The sequence below is a fragment of the Limosilactobacillus oris genome, assembly GCF_025311495.1.
Classification (GTDB): domain Bacteria; phylum Bacillota; class Bacilli; order Lactobacillales; family Lactobacillaceae; genus Limosilactobacillus; species Limosilactobacillus oris_A.
The window spans coordinates 430,182-451,086 of the sequence record NZ_CP104398.1; the positions used below are offsets into that span (position 1 = coordinate 430,182).

A 20,905-nucleotide genomic window follows, 5' to 3' on the forward strand; every position below is an offset into this window, starting at 1 on the left:
CAGAAAGGCAATCTCCTTCGCTAAAAAGCAATAGCGAGGATCCTGGCTTGAGCAGCTTCCAATTCGGCCGCAGATATATTAATAAAGCGATTGACAAGCCGTGGAGCTACTCCAATATCATTAGTTAAGAAGTCGTGAATTGTGCTGATCGGCACCCCAGCGTGACGGAGGTGCTGAATGGTCATGGTCACCGCTAATTCCTTCACATGAGCAGCGGACAGGGCAGCTGGTGCGACTTCAACGACACCCTGATAGTAGCCATTCATAAATGTCCGGTTCATCCAGCACACCCCCTTTCGTGTCCCGGCTTACTTAATGTACTTTGAGAGGATTTGGTTATACTTGACCAAGTCCTTTAGTTTTGCCGTACTTTCCGGTTCAACTACAAGTACCGACTGGCGGTCGGCGTTATCATCCTGCTGCTGGGCTCCCCAGACGCTGAGTGACATCATCAGGCACCGCAGCTGTTCTCCATCCTCAGTCAGCGAATACTTATTTTCCGTATCCCGGATTGGGTTAGCAACACGAAGGTTTTGTAATTGACACAACTTTGCTGATAACTCTTCTTCTGACAAGGCTGGAATCAATTCCAGTAATTCCTGCTTTGTAAAGGTCCGGAAGCCTAGCCAAAAAAGCAGAACTGGTGCCCACTTGTCTTGTAAAATTTCATTGGCATAAGCTAAACCACTTTCTTTAGTTTCCTTTGTCATAGTTATCAATTCCTCCTATTCACAAGTTTGATAGCTAAACCCTTGGCACCTTCTATTATAAATTGTCCGCTAATCAGTTGAACATTATTTGACGAATTTTTCATATTTTTTAAGGGGCAGGCCAGCATAACCAATAACACTATTAAGTCGCCGCTGAAAATCAGCATCTGGCAGCTCGCCAAAGGTCGCCAAGAACGCCTCGTTAGTAACTGCCATCACGTAATTTGCGAGAATCTGCTGGTGAATAGCTAGTCCCTGCTGGTGACTCAAGTACGTACCGGAAGCAGGCCGCAAACCGCTGCTGTCCTGGTAGACCCCCATCCGCCACATGGCCCCTTCGATATTCGCTAATTGGAGGTTGGCTACCTGGTCAGCCGCGTCCAGGATCCGACCAAAACTGCTAAAACTTGCGTCAACCCGAAGCTGGTATAAGCCACCCTGTCCCTTGAGGATGATTAGCAGGCGGTTGAGCTTCTGTGAATAGCTATAAGTATCTAGGTGGTGGGCCATGTAATAGACAACTTGACGGTTGCTGGCACCATGAGTAGGAACCAGCCGGTAATGCCCCGAAATAATTGCCTGGGTCTGACAGCGGGCCAAGGAATAATAAGCGGATAGTTCATGCCGACAGATGCCATTCTCCTTGCGAAAACGGCAGAGACACTCCTGCAGCCGGCAATTCAGAATAACCGCCTGCCCCTCCCGAGTTAGGATCAAGGTTTGCTGCCGGTAAGCGGTCAGGGCTAGTGTATTATCAAAGCGCGGCTGAAAGCCTTCCATTTCCGCGTTAATCTCAATGGTCGACAAATCGCTAAAGTCAAACGTCTTCATAAAAGTCACAAAGACTCCTCCTCAAATTTTAAAAATTAGCATTTCTCCCCCAAAGTAAGAAAGCGTTTTCACAAATAATAAGATACCAAGCACGTTTACCCAGCGTCAACACTTTTTACCCTGCTAATCCCCTTTTTTATCGTTTGCTTAGCTGCTAGTAGATGCCTATAATCAGCGGTACTCAGGAGCTCTTGAGAATTTATCACAAGGATGATTCTCAGTATGAAAAACGAAAAAATTACGAACGGTCTGTATTTCCTAATGGACGATAAGCGGACCGGAATTATTTATGGGGTCCTTAAACGGCTCCATATTACTCCCTGGCAGGATCAGTTCGCCGACCTCTTTCAAGACGGCTGTCTAGCCTATGCGACCGCCTTTGCCGACTTCCCTGGCGACCCACGGACCAACAGCCGATTCCCCGCCTACGCCTATCAGAAAGTCTACTAGCGGCTGTTAGATGAACTGCGGCACCAGCAACGGGGACTAGCCTTGACCGAATACTCCCTTGACGACCAGGATAACGAGCTAACGGAACCGCTCCCCAGTACCGGGGCAGGATTAGCGATGTGCTTAGACAGGGTTTGTCTCCAGCATTTGCTGACCAAGTGCACCCCTAACCAGCAACGCTACTTAATCGGTAAATTGCATTTCCACCTCACCGACCGGGAAATTTAGTCCCAGTGCCGTCGCCCAGTGGAAACGGGGACTAATTGCCAAGGCACGGCAACTTGGCTACAATAAGGATGAATTTGAGGTGAGAAAATGACAAAACACCAGATTAGATTTGACCAGGACTGGTTCAACTCCCGTTATGCCGGTGAGGATGCTGATGACGGTTGTCCGAACGAATTGAGCCTGTATCGGCAAGCTGATAGTGACCAGCTTACCCTCCTGCTATCTAACATCGACTTTGCTGGAAGCAGCCATGACAACACTTACTTGCTAGACAAGCATGACGCCCAGGCACTGGTTCGCTTTTTAACGCAGTGGTTAGATAATAATATCTCAGCGAAGTAGCTAGCTGGCAAGATAACTGCTGACAAATCAGCGGTAATCTCCCTAAATATGCCTACTGCATAGCTATCCTTGTGGAGGTTGCCAAAGGTTAGTTTAGAGTTGAAAGACTAACATCGAAAATCAGCTTGTCAGCCAATTTTCGATGTTTTTTCTCTCTCAATTGAATGGTAGTACCAGTTTTCCCCTTCTTGCCGACACCATTAGCACTAAGCAGCAACTTGTCCAGCATTCGTCAAATTAATCTATAACGCCACTTTTTAATAAGCAATACCGGTAGTTACGACCTCTTTTGCCAATTGTGCAAGCAATAAGTATAGCCAGCCAGATGAAGAGATTAGGATATGTAGTTCGTCATGCATGATATTTTCCATCCTTACAATCTAAATACCTTAATAACACGGGATTACTTGTCAAAAAATGCTACTGTAGATATTTAAAAGGGCTAGTAGCAGTTTCTTGCTAATAAATTCAAATATCTGGACTCGCTCGAGTTAAAAATAGACTGTCCGGTAATTTTACCAAGACAGCCATTATTACTATATCGTTATTATTTCAATCAATAATGGATTTTTTGCTTTGACTAGGGTTACTGGATTATTCTGATAATCGGTATAGACTTTGACAATCTTGCCACTGACTGGGGACTTGAAGGTCTCAACCGCCTTTCCGCCCTCAATGTTAATTAGCTGGTCAGATTTATGAATGACATCATCGACCTGGGGTGTTTCCAAGAAGGTAATATCTCCTAATTCAGTAATCACCTTACTATCAAGGCCAACTTTAACCAGGTTACCTACCTGCTGCCACCAAAGGCCACTGTCCTCAACGTGAAGCAGGGGCTTACGACTGAAAAAGCGCTTAAAGCAATTTATAATTCGTTGCCACATTTTAATCTCTCCTGTCTGATAAAAGCAGGGTCGCCAATTCCTCGGCGCTAACTTTTCCCAGGTTAGCATCCAGATGAGCATCGTTAAAGGCTTGAATCAGGTTTTCACGATTCAACTTCGTACCGAGCAAATGCTGTTCAACGACGCGCGGATCGCCAGTCGTGAAGAAGTCACCATAGATTTTAACAGCCGTGATCTGACCATCTTTCTCATTGAAGTTGAAAGAAACAGTCCCAATTGGGTAGTGTTTGGTCACATAGTGCTTAAAGCCTGGATTCTTCCCGTAGTTCCATTCATCAGTGCGATACTGCTCAACTAAACGTGAGTCGATGATATCCCAATCGTGGTCGGTCAGGTGGTAGGTCTCTACATCCTCCATAGAGTCAACGCCAAACATGTGACAGAGCAGATAATTCTTGAAATCCTCCGTCGTCCAATTCTGATACTTTTCCGATAGGTAAGGCTTGATGTTAGTTACGCGTGCGTTAACGGACTTAACTCCTTTCGAAGCTAGCTTATCCTTTTCTGGTGTCAGGACTTCACTTGCGGCCGCCATATTCAAGTCAAACATGACTGTCCCACCGGCAGCATAGGAGTTGTCACCCTTGACAATTGCCATTCCAGAGAATTTCTTACCGTCAATTGTCATGTCATTTCTCCCACTAACCTCGGCAGATTCAATCCCCAAATCGTGGAGCGCATCGACAATCGGGTCACCAATGGCGTGGAAATTGCCAAACTCACTCATATCACCGACAACAATGTTTTCAAAGACCAAGTTGCCAAAATCATGGTAGACCGCACCACCACCACTGGAGCGCCGAACCAGTTCAATATTGTGCTTTTTTAGGTAAGGCAGGTCGATTTCGGCATAGGCATTCTGGTTGACGCCAACAATGACAGAAGGACGGTTAATGTAGCAAATCAAGCCATGACCCTTTAGGCGTAGGTCGTTAATCAAGTAGTTATCCAAGGACTGGTTGACGAGGGCATCGTAAACCGGCTTCCCATTTCGACTGGTATCAATAAAAAACATAAAAACACCTCTAATTAATTGCTGTATGCGATTTCAGTATATACCATAATCCGGTTAATTAACATTAGTTTGTCCAATCTTAGTTAGACTTGTTTTTTCTTTCCCGAAATGTCAAATTAAGTTAGAAAAAAGCTAGTTGTTCATCTGTGACGTGCTTCATGAATACTTCAAGTGGTGTGCGGTAGTTGAGTGACTTACGAGGAATGTTGTTTCACCAATGCATTAGCTGGGTGATGAGCTCGTTGGGCAGATGGCGGAAGTCCAACCGCTTACTGAGACCATCGCGCCGTAAGATCCCATTGTTGTTCTCGTTCAGACCACGCTGATTGGGAGCACTTACCTCCGCAAAGCAGGTGTGAAGGTCATGCTTATTAGCAATCTCACGCCAACCAGCGAATTCCTTACCATTATCAAAGGTAATCGACCTGACGAAGTGCCGCGGCAGTTTTGACAACCAGCAATCTAAGTGCTGATTAACGCTCTTAGCCGTCTTGTGATGGACATTTAGCACAATCATGACTTTCGACTACCGCTCAACCAGCGTCATAACGGCGCCGCGATGCGCCTTGCCTTGGACAGTGTCGGCTTCAAAGTGGCCAAACTCGTGTTGATAGTGCGGAAAATCCTGATAGCGCTGATAAATACTGCGTCCCAGGTGTCCAGCCTTCCCACACCGTTCCACGTAACCATTTGGACGACGTTGGCCCTTCATTGGTAGCTGCTGAGCCGCAAAATGGTACTGTCCACGGGCAAACATCCGGTACAGCGTCCGCATACTACAACTGATTGGCCGCTCTGCACGACCAATGATTGTATCTGGCGTCCAACCGGCCGCAACGCGTTGCTTGATATACTGGACCTCATCACGAGGCAATTGCGATTGTTTGCGGCCACAGCGACGCTTGTGCCGCTGATAGGCAGCTAAATATTGATCAATCGTCTTACCGCTATCTAGGAAGCGGTAAATTGTTTCTTGGCTCCGTTTAAGTAGCTTAGCGGTTTAATAGGCTTTAGTACCTTGGTGCCAAAAATCAGCTATGAGAGTCAGTTCGCGTATGGTAAGATGATGATAGGTCATTTGTGATATCCTTTGCTTTTGTTTGTGGTTATTCAAAAGTCTATCACAGATGGCTTTTTTTATATTTCTAACTGAAACTTGAAAGCACTCAAAATGACCAGAGCCCATGTCAGCTCTGGCTTTTCTTTGCCAAAATTAGTTTCAAACCACCTTTTGAAGGATATTTTGAACATTATGCGGTAAGTAAGCCAGGAATTGATTAATTGTTTGGCTGATAAAGCCTGCCTCCTGTGACTGGAATGTCTTCAAGAGGTAGACCAATGCCTCGATAAATTTAATTTCAGGCAAACTGTCATTCATCAAATAAAATAAATCACCAAGGGTCCGGTCGTCTTTATTCAGGCGCTCTTGCCAGGCTAAAAGAATGTAAGTCATCGCCGTGACAGTAATTTGGGCAACCTGGCCATCATAACTTTGAATTTGGGACTTATTTTTAGCGACGAAAACAATTTTGACTGGAAAGACCTGGCCTTGAAAGTTGGCTTCAACGATACTGCTATATAGGTAGCTTTGACCAGCGGGACGTTTAGAATTAAGTAATCGCTGATAAAGAGCTTTGATACTATAATTACGACCACGATATCGATAGTAAACTTTCGAACTGCGCTTAAGCATAGCGACACTTTCCAGCCCCAATTCTTTAAGGTGCCAGAACATTTGTGGCGAACTATACCAGCTATCAAATAAAACATATTTAGCAGTAACCCCAAGTCTAAGTGCTTGGCTAATTAACTCCAGAACTACTTCATTCATTTTACGTTGTGCCTGAGATCGACGTTGACCAGCGATGGTCCGTTGATCAGTTATGCTAGATTTAGAGCCAACGAGGTTAGTTTTCTTCCTAGTTGACATTAAGGCACAGTTAACCGGTAAAAAGGTATTACCATCACTCCAACCAATTGTTAAATTCCGATAGCCGGTTGAATACCGATGCTGGTCATGATCATAAATTTTAGCTAGTAATTCAGTTTTGGTCGAGTATGCCCGTTCTATTAAAGTATCATCAACGATTAACGCTAATCGCCGCCGTTGATCAATAAACGGAGTGAGGATTAAAATCATTTTAATGGCGACAAGGCATAGTAATTTCTGCCAATTAATCCGGCCATCATTGAGAATGTTTCTGGCTGTTCGAGAACTAAACCAGCGACTAGGCTGAGCACGATAGAGTGAGCGTCGACTAAAGATAGCCTCAAACAGCCAAGTAATAACAGCAGTTAGCGGAATAGTTGAGTGGCGTTTGAAGTTAATCCGTTTACTAGCCGACCTAGACCAATTAAGTGAATAAATGCAGAAATTATATTTTTGGCAGATTGCAAGAAATAACTTGAACGAATTTAATGACGTAAATTAAGCAGGAAGATCTCGATTGGTGTGCGCCAGTTAAGACATTTAAGTGGCCGGGAATTCAGATACCAATTGATTTGAACCAGCTGGCGATCGCTCAGCTCTTCAATGGCTTGTCCCTTGGGAATAAACCGTCGCAAAACTCGGTTACGGTTCTCATTACTACCGCGTTCATGTGGTGAATAAGCATGAGCAAAATAAACCGGAGTACCAGTTCGCTGCTCAATTGCCTGGTAGTTAGCGAACTCTTTACCATGATCTACGGTCAGCGTCTTGAGTTTGTCTTGAAGTTGACTAGCTAGTTCAAGCACGGCTTGAGTCATGGATTGACTATCGCGACCATGGAGCCGTTTAACAATTGTCAGGCGACTCTTACGCTCCACAAAAGTAGCCACAGCTTGACCTTTACGCTTGCCAGAAAGCACGGTGTCAGCTTCAAAGTGGCCAAATTCCTGGCGAGTTTCGATTTTATGAGAACGCTCCTCAATTGAGCGGCCGTGACTGAATGTACCACGCTTTTCTTTAGCGCGATGGCGACGTATTCCATGATCAGGCAAATCAGATAACTGCACATCAAGCCATTTTTGATCAATCCAGTTATAAACCGTCTTGTGGGCAATCCCAACCACATGGGCAACTTGTTCAGGGGACCACTTCTGGACTTGAATCTTTTCCTCGACCAAGTGTTTAAGGTTTTTAGTGAGCGAAGACTTCCGCCCCCGTTGACTAACCTTTTGTTCAAAGTCAGTTTGCGCTAGCTCAGCCTGGTACTCACTATTTAGCCGGTGAAGTTCGTTAAAGATGGTGGTCTTACTAAAGCCTAAGTAGTTAGCGATGTATCGCAAGGAACGTCCTTCATTATGAAGCGTTTCAATGACAACACGGTTCTAGAATGATAAAATAGTGGTGCTCATCAAGGTCCTTCTTTCTAATGGATTGTGTGGTAAAACCATTAAAGACCTTGATGGGTTTTCTGTCCACTTAAATGTTCAACTTAAATTTTACAATCTGCCTTAATTAAAAATTCTCTGCCTAAATTTAAGCAAAAAATTAATTTAAAAGTAAAAGAGAACCCTTGCTACACAAGGGTTCTCTTCATTAGGATTACTATTCAGCATCGCGACGACGTTCAGCAATCCGCGTAGCCTTACCAGTACGTGCCCGGAGGTAGTACAGTTTGGCACGACGAACGCGACCATGACGAAGAACATCGATTTTAGCAACCCGTGGTGAGTGCAGTGGGAAAGTCCGTTCCACACCAACACTGTTACTGATCTTCCGAACAGTATAAGTAGCGCTGATACCAGCACCGTGACGCTTGATAACAACCCCTTCAAACATCTGGATACGTTCACGGGAACCTTCAACGATCCGCGCGTGAACTCGCACAGTATCACCGGCACGGAATTCTGGAATATCATCACGCAGTTGACTAGCAGTAATCTTTTCGATTAACTTATTTTGACGCATACAATTTCTTTCCTTTCGCCGACATTCATGTCCACAATGGGCAGCGGAATACCGTTATTCACGGCTAAACAGCCATTAACTACTATACATGGTTTCGTGCTAACTTGCAAGGGCTATTTCCCGTGCTCCTGGTTAATGATGGAATGCCGAATACCATAAACAAAGTAAATTAGCAGGCCAATCACGAACCAGCCGACCATCAGAATCTTCGCATCCTTATTCAGACCCCAGAAAATCACCGCAGAAAACAGGGCCGAAACCGTCGGCAGCACCGGGTACCAAGGCATCTTAAACTGGGCATCCGGCAGATTCTTCCCCTCACGTGGCCGCAAGGCGTAAATTCCGAGGGACACGAAAATGAAAGCTACCAGTGTCCCGGCAGAAACCAGGGTCGCCAGGAAAGTAAACGGAAAGACCGAACCCAGGACCATCGCCAGCAAAGTAATCAGCCAGAGGGCGTGGCTGGGCACGTGGCGGCCATTAACAATCCCCAGCCGGCTCGGCAAGAGGCCGTCCCGTCCAAAGGCATAGATTAGCCGCGACGACGCCAGCAGAATCGCAATCAGCGCGGAAAAAATCCCGATAATCGCCACCACTGACAACAAGTTGGCCGTCAGGTAGTGCCCCGACTGGCGCAGCGCCCAGGCCGCCGGTTCAGCATTATTGGCGTAGCGGGAGTACTTAAACATCCCCACCAGCACCAGAGAAACGGCGATAAAGAATCCAGTCCCGAGCACCAGGGTTCCAATTAGGCCCCGGGGCATCGTCTTTTGCGGGTTCTTCGTTTCCGCTGTGTTGGCCGCAATTGCGTCAAAGCCAACGTAGGCGATAAAGATTTGGGCCGTCCCAGCGAGGATCCCCTGCCAGCCCCCAAAGCTCGTTCCCGGCCGGTGCGCTGGAATAAAGGGCACGTAGTTATGAGCCTGGATGGCGGTCGCCCCGACCACGATGAACATGATAATCACCAGGAGCTTGATTGCAACGATGATGTTTTCAATCCGGCTCACCTGGTGGACCCCACGGGAAATCAAAATTCCCACCGCCAGGATGGCGACCGCCGCCAAAATGTCAACATAGGATCCTTGCCGGGGATTAAAGCCCCCGGTCAGGGCCACCGGCAGCTTAATCCCCAGGCTGGCTAAGAAGCCCTGCATATAGGCCGACCAACCGGAGGCAACAAAAGCAACCGAGATAAAGTATTCGGCCAGCAAGGCCCAGCCGGCAATCCAGCCGAAAAATTCACCAAAGAGGACGTTAATCCAGGAAAAGGCCGAGCCGGCAAAGGGCAAGACTGACGACATTTCTGCATAGGCTAAGGCTGATAAACCCGCCCCAATTGCCGCCACGATGAAGGCCAGGGGAACTGCGGGTCCGGTATGCTCAGCCGCGACGATTCCTGGCAGGGTAAAGATCGCGGTACCAACAACCATCCCGGTCCCGAGACCAATCAGGTCAATTGTTCGCAGACTGGGCGTCAGTTTAGCATCCTTTTGCTGGTACACCGCCGGATTCTGCTTCCAAAGCAAGCGTTCAAACAATTTTTTCATGAACCTCTCCCTAATCCGGTACGTCCGGGTCTTCGTCCAGCTGAATATCTTCTAGCATCCGCTGCTGTTCCCGGCTGAGCGGGGCGGATTCCAGCAGGTCTGGCCGCCGGTGGAGGGTCCGCCGCAGCGACTCCTTCATACGCCATTCGCGAATTTTCTGGTGGTTCCCGCTGGTCAGGACTTCCGGCACCTTCATGCCACGGAAGTCCGCCGGCCGCGTGTACTGCGGATATTCAAGCAGACCGTTACTGAAGGAATCACCCATCGGAGAAGCCATGTTGCCAAGGACTCCCGGGATAAAGCGCACGGTCGCGTCAATCATCACCATCGCCGCTAGTTCGCCTCCGGTCAGGACATAGTCGCCCAGGGAAGCCTCATCAGTCACCAGCTGACGGATTCGCTCGTCATAGCCCTCGTAATGCCCGCAGATGAAGGTCAGGTGTTCCTCCTGGGCCAGTTCCTGGGCATAGTCCTGGTCAAAACGCCGACCCGCCGGATCCATCAGGATAACCCGTCCCCGGGGATACTTGCCCGCCGTTTCCTTTTCAATTGCATCCATCGCGTCAAAAATTGGCTGGGGCTGGAGGAGCATTCCGGCGCCCCCACCAAATGGCGCATCATCGACGTGGTTGTGCTTATCAGTGGTGTAGTCACGGAAATCGGTCACCTGGAGGTCCAAGAAGCCGTTTCCTTGCGCCTTACCGATAATCGACTCGCCCATCGTCGCTTGAAACATGTTTGGAAAAAGGCTCAACACATCAATTCGCATTATTCTAACCCCTCCATTAATTCAACCAGCACTTGACCGTTGTCGAGGTCGACCTGCTTGACCACGTCGTCAATCACCGGTAGCAGGAGTTCCGCCTTTCCTGGACGCTCCACAACCCAAACGTCATTAGCACCTGGAGCAAGGATCTCCTTGACTTTACCGAGTTCTTCCCCCGCCACCGTCTTAACAGTCAGGCCAATAATCTGGTGGTAGTAATACTGGCCGTCCTCTAAGGGTTGCTGGTCCGCTGCACTGACCATTAATTCATGGTTACGAAAACTTTCGACATCGTTGATATTGTCGTAACCCACGAACTTTACCAGGATAAAGCCTTTGTGCTGGCGGGAGCGTTCAATCGTTAATTCAATCGGCGCGCCCGTCCCTTGCAGGTAGAGTTTCTGCTGGGGCGCAAACCGCTCGTCAACAAAGTCAGTGGTGGGCAGGACCCGAACCTCGCCCCGAATACCATGGGTGTTGACAATTTTACCAACATTATAAAATTGCATATTTTCCTCCTAAAAAAGATAAAAACTCCCACAGAACTGGTGTGGGAGTTTTTATTTAGTGACGATGATCGTTAATCAGTAACCGGACTTTCTTAGAATTGGAACGCCGAGAACGCGCACCCTCAACAATAGTCCGCAATGCTGCAGCAACGTGACCCTGGCGGCCAATCAGGCGCCCAACATCATCTTGGGCAACATTAACAATATACTGGCGGTAACGCCCACTATCCTCTTGGGAAATTGTTAACGCCGCCGGATGTTTTAATAGCGGGGTAATCAAATCACGAATCAGCGTCTCTATATTTGTCTCAGTCATGATAAATCATCACTTACTTCTTTGCGTACTTAGCTTCGTGGTACTTCTGCATAACGCCAGCCTTTTGAAGCATGTTGCGAACAGTGTCGGATGGTTGGGCACCCTTTTGCAGCCATTCCATAACAGCATCTTCATCAAACTTGACTTCCTTAGGAGTAGTCAATGGGTTGTAAGTACCTAAAGCGGTAATGAAACGACCATCACGTGGTGAACGTGAGTCGGCAACAACGATCCGGTAGAAAGGACGCTTCTTAGAACCCATACGCTTTAAACGAATTTTAACAGACATTTTTGCACCTCCCTGATTTCTTTTAACAGGTAATAATATACCAGTCTTCCGAGAGAATGTAAAGTAGTTTTTCTTGACAGGCTTAATTATTTTTCCGCCGGGTACCTGCAAGGCCGAACAAAGCAGCGAGGACCGCTAGCCCAAGAGCAACCAGTCCTGGATTTTCACTCTTTCCGGTCTGGGGCATTCGCTGATGACCAGCCAGCTCATTATTAGCAGCTGGTGCAACGGTCATCGGCAGCCCGGTCCGCGTCCCGGACTGAGCTCCGCCTTCACCCGGTCGAGCCGGTTGCCCCGGTTGTTCTGGCCGTGGAGTTGGCACCGGAGCTGCAACTGGCCGGTAAACCACTGTTCGTTCCACATTTGAACTCACATGGTTGACCGTAAGCGCAACCACCGCCGTGATGTCGGGCCGGTAGCCGGAAATGGCGGGTGAGACCACGGCCGGGAAGGTTTGTGGTCCAGACCAGGTGGCCGTCACTGCCCCGGTCACCAAATCCCGGTTCCCCGTCTGCGTAAAGGTGACCTGCTTCTGGTAGTCCGGCCGCAAGTGGTGGCCAGCCGCGTCGACGTAATGAATAGTTTCCGTCACTGTTTACTGCTCACTAACCGGGGCAGTTCGGTGTGTAAAGTGGGCAATGAAATACTGGTCACCAGCTGGGGCGGTGTCAAAGTTGCCAAAGCTAACTTCGCTCAGCACAGTCCCATCCAGCCACTGGTCCTTGTTAGCCGGATCATCCCCCACGTAGATACCAGCATAGTCGTACTTACTAAAGTCATAGCTTGTAGGAATTGTAAAGGCAATCGGCTTATCACTCTTACCGCTAACGCTCAGGTCCGATAAGCCCGGAATAAAACGGTGGTCAGTATCATCGTAAAAACGCAAATGGGCATTCTCCTGAGCAACCGGCTTGTAAACCACATACTCAATAAAGTCAGCGTTCGGAAAGTCAAATGGCGCTTCCTGGCCGGCCTGGTGGATTGCCGTCCCCGTCGTTTGCACTTGACCCTCAGACGTCATTGTCAGCTGCCCGTCAGCCGACTGGACACCCTGATAAGCGGTATACCCGTCAAGTACTGGAAGGTTCAAGACGTTAAACTGTTCATCAGTATGGTAGCTGCCGGCTTTCCCCGTTTTGCTGGTGAAAACTACCTGCCGCTTGACATCGGGGATTTTCTCCCCAGACGGCTGCGTCATTGCTTGGCCCTGCTCATTAACAAAGTGGATCACCTGGTTAACAAAACCATAGTAGGTCGAGTCGACGTAGGCCCGGCTAACCGGCTTGAGGTCGTTCTTGATATCAATCCAGTATCCCCAGTCCGCGTCATACTTCGTTTGCCCCTGACTAACGACCTTCGCGTGCCAGGGATGACTATCCATATATTCACGAACCGCTGTGCTTTGGATTGAGTAACCACCCAGCCAGTTGCCCGGCTGGTCACCATAGCTAGCCGCCTGCCGGTCTTGCTTGTAGTTCCGAATACCATCCCCGGGCATCAGTGCGACCGGGTCCGTCGGTTTCCAGGTCAGCAGGGTGACCGGTGAACTCACTATTAGTTGAGCGGAAGCCCGCGTAATCCCCGCTAACAGTAACGTGGTAGGTCGCTTCATCGGCACCGTTATCCGTGCGTTCCACCTTTACCAAGGGCTTTTGATAAACATACTGTTTCGTCAGGTAAAAGGCGCCGGAATCCGTCAACTGGTCATTCAGCTTGATAGAATCACTGCTGATTACCGGAACGATAATCTCCTGCAGCTCCCGTTGCAAGTCCGCAACAGGAACGGTTAGGCCCAGGTGGAGGGTAACTGTCCCCGGATTACCAGTATCCTTATCGCCCGCTGCTTCGGTAATCGTATGATTGATAACCGTAACCCCTTGATCGACCTGGTCGGCGTTAAACTCTTGCTAGTACTCGTTGCCGCGGCTAGAGTAGCCGCCAGATTACTAGTAGCGTTCGTCAACGGTTGATGCTGATCATTTGCGGACACCCCACCCCGCTATTTGCCTGGGTGCCTGCCGGCGTCGGATTAACATCCACCCACACATTGATGGTCATGCCTAGCCAAAAGCTGGTGGATAGCAGGACCGATGCAACCCCGACGCCGGGCTTTCGCAGCCCGTAGCGTGGATACCGAGCAAGTACCCGTTGGTGATTATTACAAGAAATCATCATCAATCCCCCTATAACTAATTTTGAGACATACTTATAACATTCCATTCCATCCCCAATCGCAATATCAAATCATTTAACTGGCCAAGTACTAAAAAACAGCGCTACTAGCATCCGGAAATCTCGAATACTGGCAACGCTGGTTTTCATTTACTTTTTCCGCATCTTGCGAAGTTTCTTAATCCGCTTGGCCTTGTCCTTTTTCATCTTCCGGGCCAGCCGGTTCATCGCCATCTGCCCCATCTTGCCACCGGGCATCTGGCCGCCGAAGAGGTTTTGCATCCCACTCATGTTACCATTCGTGACCTGCTTCATCATCTTCCGCATCTGGTTAAACTGCTTGATCATCCGGTTGACCTCGACTATTGGCCGACCAGCACCAGCAGCTAGCCGGCGCCGACGACTGGGGTTCATCAGGTCCGGATTTTCCCGTTCCTCAGGGGTCATTGAGAGAACAATCGCCTTGATGTGGGCAAACTGCTTGGGATCAATGTTGATGTTCTTGAGTGCCGGATTGTTCGCCATCCCCGGCATCATCTTGAGGATGTTTTCCAGCGGCCCCATCTTGGTGACCTGGTCCATCTGGGCAAGAAAGTCGTTGTAGTCAAACGTATTTTCCCGCATCTTGTCCATCGTTTCCTGGGCCTGTTCTTCATCGAAGTTCTTCTGGGCCTTCTCAATCAGGGTCATCATGTCCCCCATGCCGAGAATCCGTGAAGCCATCCGGTCCGGGTGGAAGACGTCCAAGTCCGCCATCTTTTCCCCTTCACCGACAAACTTGATTGGCTTGCCAGTGACGGCCCGGATTGACATGGCAGCCCCACCACGGGTGTCACCATCGAGCTTGGTTAGGATAACCCCGGTAATGTCGAGTTTGTCGTCAAAACCCTGGGCGGTGTTGACGGCGTTCTGCCCGGTCATCGAGTCGATTACCAGCAGGATTTCGTCCGGGTTAACCAGCTCCTTGATGTTCGCCAGTTCGTCCATCAGCTGCTCGTCAATCTGGAGCCGGCCGGCGGTATCAATGATGACGTAATCATTGTGATTTTGCTTGGCCACTTCCATCCCCTTGCGGACAATTTCCACGGGGTCAACGTCGGTCCCCTTCTCAAAGACCGGGACGTCGATTTGGTCAGCGACCTGTTGCAGCTGGGTGATGGCAGCTGGCCGGTAAACGTCGGCCGCGATAAACATCGGGCGGGCGTGGTCTTCATTCTTCAGCCGCAGCGCCAATTTGCCGGCGGTGGTCGTCTTACCAGCCCCCTGGAGCCCAACCATCATGATAACGGTCGGGATATGGGCGGCCTTGTTCAGCGGTACCGCCTCTTCCCCCATCAGCTTTGTCAGTTCGTCGTTCACGATCTTAACGATTTGCTGGGCCGAGTTCAAGCCCTTAAGGACCTCCGCACCGGCGGCCTTTTCTCGCACGGTCTTCACGAAATCCTTGACGACGGTAAAGTTAACGTCGGCTTCCAGCAGGGCCAGGCGGATTTCCCGCATTGTTTCCCGCAGGTCGGCTTCCGTCACTTTCGGTTTGCGCCGAAGTTTTTCCATCGCCTTTTGCAGGCGTTCCGTCAATCCTTCAAATGCCATTTATTCTTCCTCCAAACTCTCTAAGTGGTTGACCAATTCATTGAGCTGGTCATCATCTGGGTAATGGCTGCGCACGTACTGCTGAATCTCGTCAGCCTGGCGGTTGCGAGCTTGAAATTCAGCATAAAGGTGCAGTTTTTGCTCGTAGTCTTCCAGAATACTTTCCGTCCGTTTGATATTATCATACACTGCTTGCCGACTGACGTGAAAGTTTTCCGCAATCTCGCCCAGCGAATAGTCATCCCCGTAGTACAGCTCTAAGTAGTCATTTTGTTTTTTAGTCAGTAGTGGTTGGTAGAACTCAAATAAGGAGTTGATCCGGTAATTTTTTTCGATTTCCATCGCGACGCTCCTAATCGACTTCGACTAGGCCCTTGAAGAGGCCGTAAACAAAGTCGCTGGCGTTAAACTTCTGCAGATCGTCCACCTTTTCACCTAGACCGACATACTTGACTGGCAGGTGAAGTTCGTTCCTGATTGCGAGAACAATCCCCCCGCGGGCGGTCCCATCAAGCTTTGTCAGGACAATTCCAGTAACGTCGGTACTCTGCTTAAAGAGCTTGGCCTGGTTGAGGGCGTTCTGGCCGGTCGTCGCGTCGAGGACCAGTAAGACCTCATGCGGTGCGTCGGGAATCTCCCGGGTCAGGATCCGCTTCATCTTCGCCAGCTCGTTCATTAGGTTGACCTTATTCTGCAACCGGCCGGCGGTGTCGACGAAGAGGACGTCATAGTCTTCCCGCTTTGCCTTTTGAACCGCGTCAAAAACGACGGCCGCTGGGTCACCATTTTCGGGACCCGTCACAATATCGACGCCGTCCCGCTGGGCCCAAACGTCTAACTGTTCAGTGGCCCCAGCCCGGAAGGTATCGGCTGCCGCCAGCAGGACTTTCTTACCCTGCCGCTTAAAGAGGGCCGCCATTTTCCCAATGGTAGTTGTCTTCCCGGCACCATTAACCCCGACGAACATGATAACGGTTGGGCCTTCCGCGGCCATCCGCAGGTCAGGATTTTCACCCTGGCCCGCTTCTTCGTAGAGGTCGACCATCTTTTCGATGATGACGTTGGAAACCTCCTGCTTGCTCTTGGCATTTTCAAGTTTAACTTCTTTCCGCAGGCTGTCACTGAGCTTCATCGCCATGTCATAGCCAACGTCTGACTCAATCAGCATATCTTCAAGGTCGTCAAAGAAGTCCTCATCAACGTGGCGGAAGTTCGCCAGAAAGCGGTTCAAGCGGGTACCAAACCCCGTCCGCGACTTTTCCAGGCCCCGGTCATACTTTTTCTCTTGCTGGTCTTCATTTAGTGCGGTGGTTGTTGACTTTTCGCCACTTGGTGCTTGTCCGGCTGTCTCATCTGGCATTTCTGAGGATGGTACCGCTGGAGAAACACTAGCCGCCATCGTCGTTGACTGGTTGGCAGCATCCTTACTCAAGCTAGCTGCCGCACTAGCACTCTCAAGGTCGCTCGTACTAGCTGACAACGATGACTGACTAAGTGGGGCCGCCGATTGGCTTACGCTAGTGCTTAGAATGCTGCTGGTCGACTGGGAGACCGAACTTGACCGTTCTGTGCTGGCACTTGCCACACCGGTCTGGTGGCTGCCACTGCCACTAGCGGAAACACTATCCGCCCCCGTCGTCGATGTGCTGGCCGACGACGCGGTCGTCAACGATGTGGAAGCTACGTGGTCACTCGCCGGTGTTTCCTTTTTGTGGCGGCGGAAAATATCAAATAATCCCATTCTGATTCCTCCTACTCTTCTTGGTCATTTAGGGTATCAATCACGTCTACGGAAACCATCTTCGACACCCCTGATTCTTGCATTGTCACCCCGTAGAGGACGTCCACCCCCATCATGGTCCCCTTCCGGTGGGTAATTACGATAAACTGTGGTCCTTCTTTGCCAAAGCGTTGCAGGTAGTTAGCAAAGCGTTGGACATTAACTTCGTCCAGCGCTGCCTCCGGTTCATCCAGGATGGCAAAGGGGACGGGACGAACCTTTAAGATGGCAAATAGTAAGGTAATAGCCGTGAGGGCCCGTTCACCACCAGACAAGAGGTTCAAATGCCGGTTCTTCTTTCCCGGCGGCTGGGCCATAATATCGACCCCAGTCGTCAAGAGGTCATGCGGATCGGTTAATTCCAGCTTGGCCCGCCCGCCAGCAAAAATCTGCCGGAAGGTTTCGTTGAAGGCAGCCGAGACCTCCTTGAAGGTGGCCATAAAGCGTTGCTTGACCTCACCATCCATCTCGTCCATCGTCTGCTGGAGTTGGGTCCGTGATTCCAAGAGGTCTTGCTGCTGGCCTTTTAGAAAGTCATAACGCTCCTTGACCCGGTCATACTCTTCAATTGCGCTGACGTTGATTGTGCCTAATTCATTGAGGCCCCGTTGCAGGAGCTTTAGCTGCCGGGCCAGGTCAGCATCACTGATTTGCTGGTCAGCCTTTTGCCGGGCGGCAGCAATCGTCAATGAGTGGTGGTCCCGTAGCTGGTTTTGCAACTGGTCCAACTGGCCTTCACACCGGATGCGTTGTTCATTCAGGGTATTCAAGTTATCGAGGGCGGCCCGCTCAAGGCTCATCAGCCGTTCCTGATTGCTTTCAGCGGCGTTCAACTGGTCAGCTAAAGCTGTCAGCTGATCATCGGCCGCTGCCAACTGTTGACGATAACCCGCCAATGCTTCCTGAGCCGTCGACAGTGCCGTCGCGGTATCCTCACCGTGAGTTCCCTGCTGCCAGTAACGTTCTTCCAGCTGGTGAAGCTGTTGCCCCAGGTCAGCGTCGGCCGATTTCAATTGAACTAGTTGCTGGTCGAGAGCAGCGGCCTGGCGTTGATACTGCTGCTGCCGCTCCTTAGCAACTGCTAACCACTGCTGAAGTTCGTGGACCTGGTCATTTTGCGCGTCTGCGTTGTGCCGTAACTCAGTAATTTGCTGATTAACCTCTTCAGTTTGCTTCTTGACCGTTGCCAATTGAGCATCAATCTGCTGCTGGGCCGCGGAGTTCGTCTGGAGCTGATCCTGATAAGAGCTGTGACGGGCGGTCTGTTCATCGGTCTGGTATTGAAGAGTCGCCACCCGCTGGCTTGTCGTTTTGGCCTGGTCAGCCAGGCGGTTAAGGGCCGTCTCTGCCGTCCGTAGTTCGTCCGCTTGCTCCTGGGCCGCTGCTTGCAGGTCAGCCAATTTGGCCTGCCCCTGCTGCTGGGACGCCTGTAGCTTTGCAACCGTTGCTTCAGCCTGCTTGGCATTTTGTTGCTGGTCAGCCAGGAGGTTCGCCAGTTGCTGCCCGGTCTGCTTTTGCGTCAAAACTCCAGCACGCTGATGGCGATTAGCCCCTCCAGTCATCGCTCCGCTGGCGTTAATTAATTGACCATCAAGGGTTACCACCCGGACCTGGTGGTGGCCAGCCCGGGCAATGGCCGTCGCATTATCCAAGTTATCAACGACCACAGTGCTGCCCAGCAGGTAGTCAATAATTAGCTGGTAGCGCTGGTCATACTGGACCAAGTCGGTAGCCCGGCCAACGTAGCCCGGCATCCCCTCTAGGGTCGGCCAAATCGACAGCGTCCGCCGAGGACGGAGGGTATCCAGAGGAAGAATCGTTACCCGACCGGCCCGTTGCCGCGTTAAGAAGCGAATAATTTCTTTCCCGGTGTCCTGTCGATCTACGACCAGTTGCTGGAGTTGCCCGCCGAGGACGGTTTCAATCGCCGTCGTAACGTTGGCTGGAGTCGTAATCAGCTCCCCGACTGCCCCCGCAAGCCCCGCAAACTGCTGCCGGTTGCGCAGGACACTTTGGACACCGTGATAGTAGCCGTCGTAGTCATCCTCACGTGTCCGGAAGTCCTTGATCCGAGCCGCGGTTGAATGAGCATCCCCCAGCAGCTGGTACCACTTTCGCTGCTGTTCCTGGTAACGGTTGGTCAATTGTTCCAGCTGCTCTTGGACACCAGAGAGTTCATGGTTAGTTGCCGCCAGGCGGTCCCGTTGCTGAGCCACTTCCTGCTGCTTAGTAGTTAATTCCCGCTGTTGGGCAGTCTGTTGCTCTTTCAACGCCGCCAGTTCGGCATCGCTTTCCTTTTGGACGTTTAGCGCCTGCCGGTGGTTTTCCTGGAGGTAGTTGGCCTGGTTGTGCAGGGTCGTCTGCTGCTGGAGAAGTTCAATCTGCTGGTTACGCAGTTCTTCTAGCCGGGCTTGCAACTGCTGTAACCGTTCACTAGCTGTTTGCTGTTCAGCCGCTTGGAGCTGTTTCTTGTGGTCCGCCATCGTTTGCTCGTGAACAGTCAAATTCTGCTTGACCGCGGCTAATTGCTTTTGTACTTGCTCTTGTTCCTGCTGGTTAGCACTAATTTGTTCACTCAGCCGGTGCTGCTCCTGCTCTTGCTGCTGGCGCTTGACCGTCGAAATCGACTGCTGGTTCTGATAATCAGCAATCAGCTGGGTTTTGCGCAGAATCGACTGGTTCGCGGCATCCTTGTCCCGTTGAAGGGCCGTCCGCTGCTGCTTGTATTTTTCTAATTCAGTATCAGCGGCCGCGGTCTTTTTACGGTACTGGTCGACCAGCTGCCGCGAGTCAGCCAGTTTGCTCTGCAGCCGTTGCAGCTGGTCATGCTGCTGATCATAATTGCGAACCAATTGGGTCTGATCCAGGCGGTCAAACTGTTCCTTTTGTTCCAGATAATCCTTTGCCAGCGCGCTTTGATCAGCTAACGGTTCTAACTGACTAGCTAATTCGCTGACAATATCGTTGACCCGGTTAAGGTTGTCCATCGTCTGTCCAAGCCGTCGTTCCGCCGTTTGCTTATTTTTACGGTACTTAGCGACGCCGGCTACCGTTTCGATAATGGCCCGGCGGTCTTCCGGCTTCCCATTGAAGATTGCTTCAATTCGTCCCTGGGAAATAATTGAGAATGACTCCCGGCCCAGTCCAGAATCGATGAAAAGGTCGACAATGTCTTTCAAGCGCACTTTATTACCATTGAGCAGGTATTCACTATCCCCATTGCGGAACAACTTCCGAGTAATGGTTAGTTCGTTAAAATCACTGGCAAGATAGTGGTCACTATTATCAAAGGTAATTGAGACCAGGGCCCGGTTTAGCGGTGCCCGGTTAGCGGCCCCGTTAAAGATTACGTCCACCATCTTATCTCCCCGCAGGTGCCGGGCAGACTGTTCACCCATTACCCACCGGATAGCTTCGATGATGTTGCTCTTCCCACTCCCGTTTGGACCAACGATTCCGGTCATCCCCTCCTCAAACTTGATCGTTGTCTTGTTGGCGAATGACTTAAAGCCGTCAATTGTTAATGACAATAATTGCATACTAACCTACTCTCA

22 protein-coding genes and 2 pseudogenes are annotated in these 20,905 nt (G+C 50.2%); 3 read left to right on the forward strand and 21 right to left on the reverse strand.

Annotated elements, in window-relative coordinates:
• Positions 1–20: 20 nt before the first annotated feature.
• The 3 genes from N4599_RS02190 to N4599_RS02200 form a co-directional block, all read right to left on the reverse strand.
• On the reverse strand, positions 21–281 hold the full coding sequence (locus N4599_RS02190) for a hypothetical protein (protein WP_191364067.1): 261 nt from the start codon (positions 279–281) through the stop codon (positions 21–23).
• 27 nt (positions 282–308) lie between these two features.
• Complete coding sequence (locus N4599_RS02195) at positions 309–710, reverse strand: winged helix-turn-helix transcriptional regulator (RefSeq protein WP_191364066.1); 402 nt, start codon at positions 708–710, stop codon at positions 309–311.
• A gap of 84 nt (positions 711–794) precedes the next feature.
• Positions 795–1,541, reverse strand: coding sequence for a hypothetical protein (locus tag N4599_RS02200; RefSeq protein ID WP_224758026.1), 747 nt, complete (start codon positions 1,539–1,541; stop codon positions 795–797).
• 222 nt (positions 1,542–1,763) lie between these two features.
• On the opposite strand from N4599_RS02200, the gene N4599_RS02205 reads away from it, so the two are divergent.
• The 3 genes from N4599_RS02205 (at position 1,764) to N4599_RS02215 (ending at position 2,561) form a co-directional block, all read left to right on the forward strand.
• Complete coding sequence (locus N4599_RS02205; protein ID WP_224758024.1) at positions 1,764–1,991, forward strand: hypothetical protein; 228 nt, start codon at positions 1,764–1,766, stop codon at positions 1,989–1,991.
• A gap of 42 nt (positions 1,992–2,033) precedes the next feature.
• Positions 2,034–2,219 (forward strand): hypothetical protein, encoded by a 186-nt coding sequence (locus N4599_RS02210; protein WP_224758023.1) that lies wholly within the window; start codon positions 2,034–2,036, stop codon positions 2,217–2,219.
• Between the two features lie 87 nt (positions 2,220–2,306).
• On the forward strand, positions 2,307–2,561 hold the full coding sequence (locus N4599_RS02215) for a hypothetical protein (protein ID WP_191364064.1): 255 nt from the start codon (positions 2,307–2,309) through the stop codon (positions 2,559–2,561).
• A gap of 536 nt (positions 2,562–3,097) precedes the next feature.
• Here N4599_RS02215 and N4599_RS02220 read toward each other — a convergent pair.
• The 18 genes and pseudogenes from N4599_RS02220 to smc all read right to left on the reverse strand — a co-directional run bounded on the left by N4599_RS02220 (position 3,098) and on the right by smc (position 20,890).
• The gene (locus N4599_RS02220; protein WP_191364063.1) at positions 3,098–3,448 is read right to left on the reverse strand and encodes a biotin/lipoyl attachment domain-containing protein; all 351 of its coding nucleotides are present in this window, start codon (positions 3,446–3,448) and stop codon (positions 3,098–3,100) included.
• A gap of 1 nt (position 3,449) precedes the next feature.
• Positions 3,450–4,484 carry a lipoate--protein ligase gene (locus tag N4599_RS02225; RefSeq protein ID WP_191364062.1) on the reverse strand — a complete coding sequence of 345 codons (1,035 nt, stop codon included), beginning with the start codon at positions 4,482–4,484 and terminating at the stop codon, positions 3,450–3,452.
• Positions 4,485–4,605: 121 nt separating this feature from the next.
• A pseudogene (locus tag N4599_RS02230) lies at positions 4,606–5,562 on the reverse strand (IS30 family transposase).
• Positions 5,563–5,703: 141 nt separating this feature from the next.
• Positions 5,704–6,899 (reverse strand): annotated as a pseudogene (locus tag N4599_RS02235) (IS4 family transposase).
• Positions 6,900–7,784 carry an IS30 family transposase gene (locus N4599_RS02240; RefSeq protein WP_260902449.1) on the reverse strand — a complete coding sequence of 295 codons (885 nt, stop codon included), beginning with the start codon at positions 7,782–7,784 and terminating at the stop codon, positions 6,900–6,902. It lies immediately after the preceding pseudogene.
• 232 nt (positions 7,785–8,016) lie between these two features.
• On the reverse strand, positions 8,017–8,379 hold the full coding sequence (gene rplS, locus N4599_RS02245; protein WP_260901685.1) for a 50S ribosomal protein L19: 363 nt from the start codon (positions 8,377–8,379) through the stop codon (positions 8,017–8,019).
• A gap of 113 nt (positions 8,380–8,492) precedes the next feature.
• A complete protein-coding gene (locus tag N4599_RS02250; RefSeq protein WP_260901687.1) occupies positions 8,493–9,926 on the reverse strand; it encodes an APC family permease in 1,434 nt (477 codons plus the stop codon).
• 10 nt (positions 9,927–9,936) lie between these two features.
• On the reverse strand, positions 9,937–10,695 hold the full coding sequence (gene trmD, locus N4599_RS02255; protein ID WP_260901689.1) for a tRNA (guanosine(37)-N1)-methyltransferase TrmD: 759 nt from the start codon (positions 10,693–10,695) through the stop codon (positions 9,937–9,939).
• Positions 10,695–11,201 carry a ribosome maturation factor RimM gene (gene rimM, locus N4599_RS02260; protein ID WP_062812654.1) on the reverse strand — a complete coding sequence of 169 codons (507 nt, stop codon included), beginning with the start codon at positions 11,199–11,201 and terminating at the stop codon, positions 10,695–10,697. Before rimM ends, trmD begins: the two co-directional genes overlap by 1 nt.
• Before the next feature lie 55 nt (positions 11,202–11,256).
• Positions 11,257–11,517, reverse strand: a complete 261-nt coding sequence (locus N4599_RS02265; RefSeq protein WP_191364095.1) for a KH domain-containing protein — start codon at positions 11,515–11,517, stop codon at positions 11,257–11,259.
• A gap of 13 nt (positions 11,518–11,530) precedes the next feature.
• Positions 11,531–11,806: a 30S ribosomal protein S16 gene (gene rpsP / locus N4599_RS02270; protein WP_003713500.1), complete on the reverse strand. Its 276-nt coding sequence runs from the start codon at positions 11,804–11,806 to the stop codon at positions 11,531–11,533.
• 82 nt (positions 11,807–11,888) lie between these two features.
• Positions 11,889–12,398: a mucin-binding protein gene (locus N4599_RS02275; RefSeq protein WP_260901693.1), complete on the reverse strand. Its 510-nt coding sequence runs from the start codon at positions 12,396–12,398 to the stop codon at positions 11,889–11,891.
• 3 nt (positions 12,399–12,401) lie between these two features.
• On the reverse strand, positions 12,402–13,418 hold the full coding sequence (locus N4599_RS02280) for a hypothetical protein (protein WP_260901695.1): 1,017 nt from the start codon (positions 13,416–13,418) through the stop codon (positions 12,402–12,404).
• Positions 13,419–13,765: 347 nt separating this feature from the next.
• Complete coding sequence (locus N4599_RS02285) at positions 13,766–13,978, reverse strand: YSIRK-type signal peptide-containing protein (RefSeq protein ID WP_224758029.1); 213 nt, start codon at positions 13,976–13,978, stop codon at positions 13,766–13,768.
• Between the two features lie 150 nt (positions 13,979–14,128).
• Complete coding sequence (gene ffh, locus N4599_RS02290) at positions 14,129–15,571, reverse strand: signal recognition particle protein (RefSeq protein WP_191364096.1); 1,443 nt, start codon at positions 15,569–15,571, stop codon at positions 14,129–14,131.
• Positions 15,572–15,913, reverse strand: a complete 342-nt coding sequence (locus tag N4599_RS02295) for a putative DNA-binding protein (RefSeq protein WP_062812652.1) — start codon at positions 15,911–15,913, stop codon at positions 15,572–15,574.
• A gap of 10 nt (positions 15,914–15,923) precedes the next feature.
• Positions 15,924–17,312, reverse strand: coding sequence for a signal recognition particle-docking protein FtsY (ftsY, locus tag N4599_RS02300; RefSeq protein WP_260901700.1), 1,389 nt, complete (start codon positions 17,310–17,312; stop codon positions 15,924–15,926).
• 11 nt (positions 17,313–17,323) lie between these two features.
• On the reverse strand, positions 17,324–20,890 hold the full coding sequence (gene smc, locus N4599_RS02305; RefSeq protein ID WP_191364098.1) for a chromosome segregation protein SMC: 3,567 nt from the start codon (positions 20,888–20,890) through the stop codon (positions 17,324–17,326).
• Positions 20,891–20,905 lie beyond the last annotated feature (15 nt).

Coding starts and splice junctions, on each gene's coding strand:
- N4599_RS02190 (WP_191364067.1), bottom strand. CDS start 281: ATGAACCGGACATTTATGAATGGCTACTATCAGGGTGTCGTTGAAGTC.
- N4599_RS02195 (WP_191364066.1), bottom strand. CDS start 710: ATGACAAAGGAAACTAAAGAAAGTGGTTTAGCTTATGCCAATGAAATT.
- N4599_RS02200 (WP_224758026.1), bottom strand. CDS start 1,541: ATGAAGACGTTTGACTTTAGCGATTTGTCGACCATTGAGATTAACGCG.
- N4599_RS02205 (WP_224758024.1), top strand. CDS start 1,764: ATGAAAAACGAAAAAATTACGAACGGTCTGTATTTCCTAATGGACGAT.
- N4599_RS02215 (WP_191364064.1), top strand. CDS start 2,307: ATGACAAAACACCAGATTAGATTTGACCAGGACTGGTTCAACTCCCGT.
- N4599_RS02220 (WP_191364063.1), bottom strand. CDS start 3,448: ATGTGGCAACGAATTATAAATTGCTTTAAGCGCTTTTTCAGTCGTAAG.
- N4599_RS02225 (WP_191364062.1), bottom strand. CDS start 4,484: ATGTTTTTTATTGATACCAGTCGAAATGGGAAGCCGGTTTACGATGCC.
- rplS (WP_260901685.1), bottom strand. CDS start 8,379: ATGCGTCAAAATAAGTTAATCGAAAAGATTACTGCTAGTCAACTGCGT.
- N4599_RS02250 (WP_260901687.1), bottom strand. CDS start 9,926: ATGAAAAAATTGTTTGAACGCTTGCTTTGGAAGCAGAATCCGGCGGTG.
- trmD (WP_260901689.1), bottom strand. CDS start 10,695: ATGCGAATTGATGTGTTGAGCCTTTTTCCAAACATGTTTCAAGCGACG.
- rimM (WP_062812654.1), bottom strand. CDS start 11,201: ATGCAATTTTATAATGTTGGTAAAATTGTCAACACCCATGGTATTCGG.
- N4599_RS02265 (WP_191364095.1), bottom strand. CDS start 11,517: ATGACTGAGACAAATATAGAGACGCTGATTCGTGATTTGATTACCCCG.
- rpsP (WP_003713500.1), bottom strand. CDS start 11,806: ATGTCTGTTAAAATTCGTTTAAAGCGTATGGGTTCTAAGAAGCGTCCT.
- N4599_RS02280 (WP_260901695.1), bottom strand. CDS start 13,418: ATGAAGCGACCTACCACGTTACTGTTAGCGGGGATTACGCGGGCTTCC.
- N4599_RS02285 (WP_224758029.1), bottom strand. CDS start 13,978: ATGATTTCTTGTAATAATCACCAACGGGTACTTGCTCGGTATCCACGC.
- ffh (WP_191364096.1), bottom strand. CDS start 15,571: ATGGCATTTGAAGGATTGACGGAACGCCTGCAAAAGGCGATGGAAAAA.
- N4599_RS02295 (WP_062812652.1), bottom strand. CDS start 15,913: ATGGAAATCGAAAAAAATTACCGGATCAACTCCTTATTTGAGTTCTAC.
- ftsY (WP_260901700.1), bottom strand. CDS start 17,312: ATGGGATTATTTGATATTTTCCGCCGCCACAAAAAGGAAACACCGGCG.
- smc (WP_191364098.1), bottom strand. CDS start 20,890: ATGCAATTATTGTCATTAACAATTGACGGCTTTAAGTCATTCGCCAAC.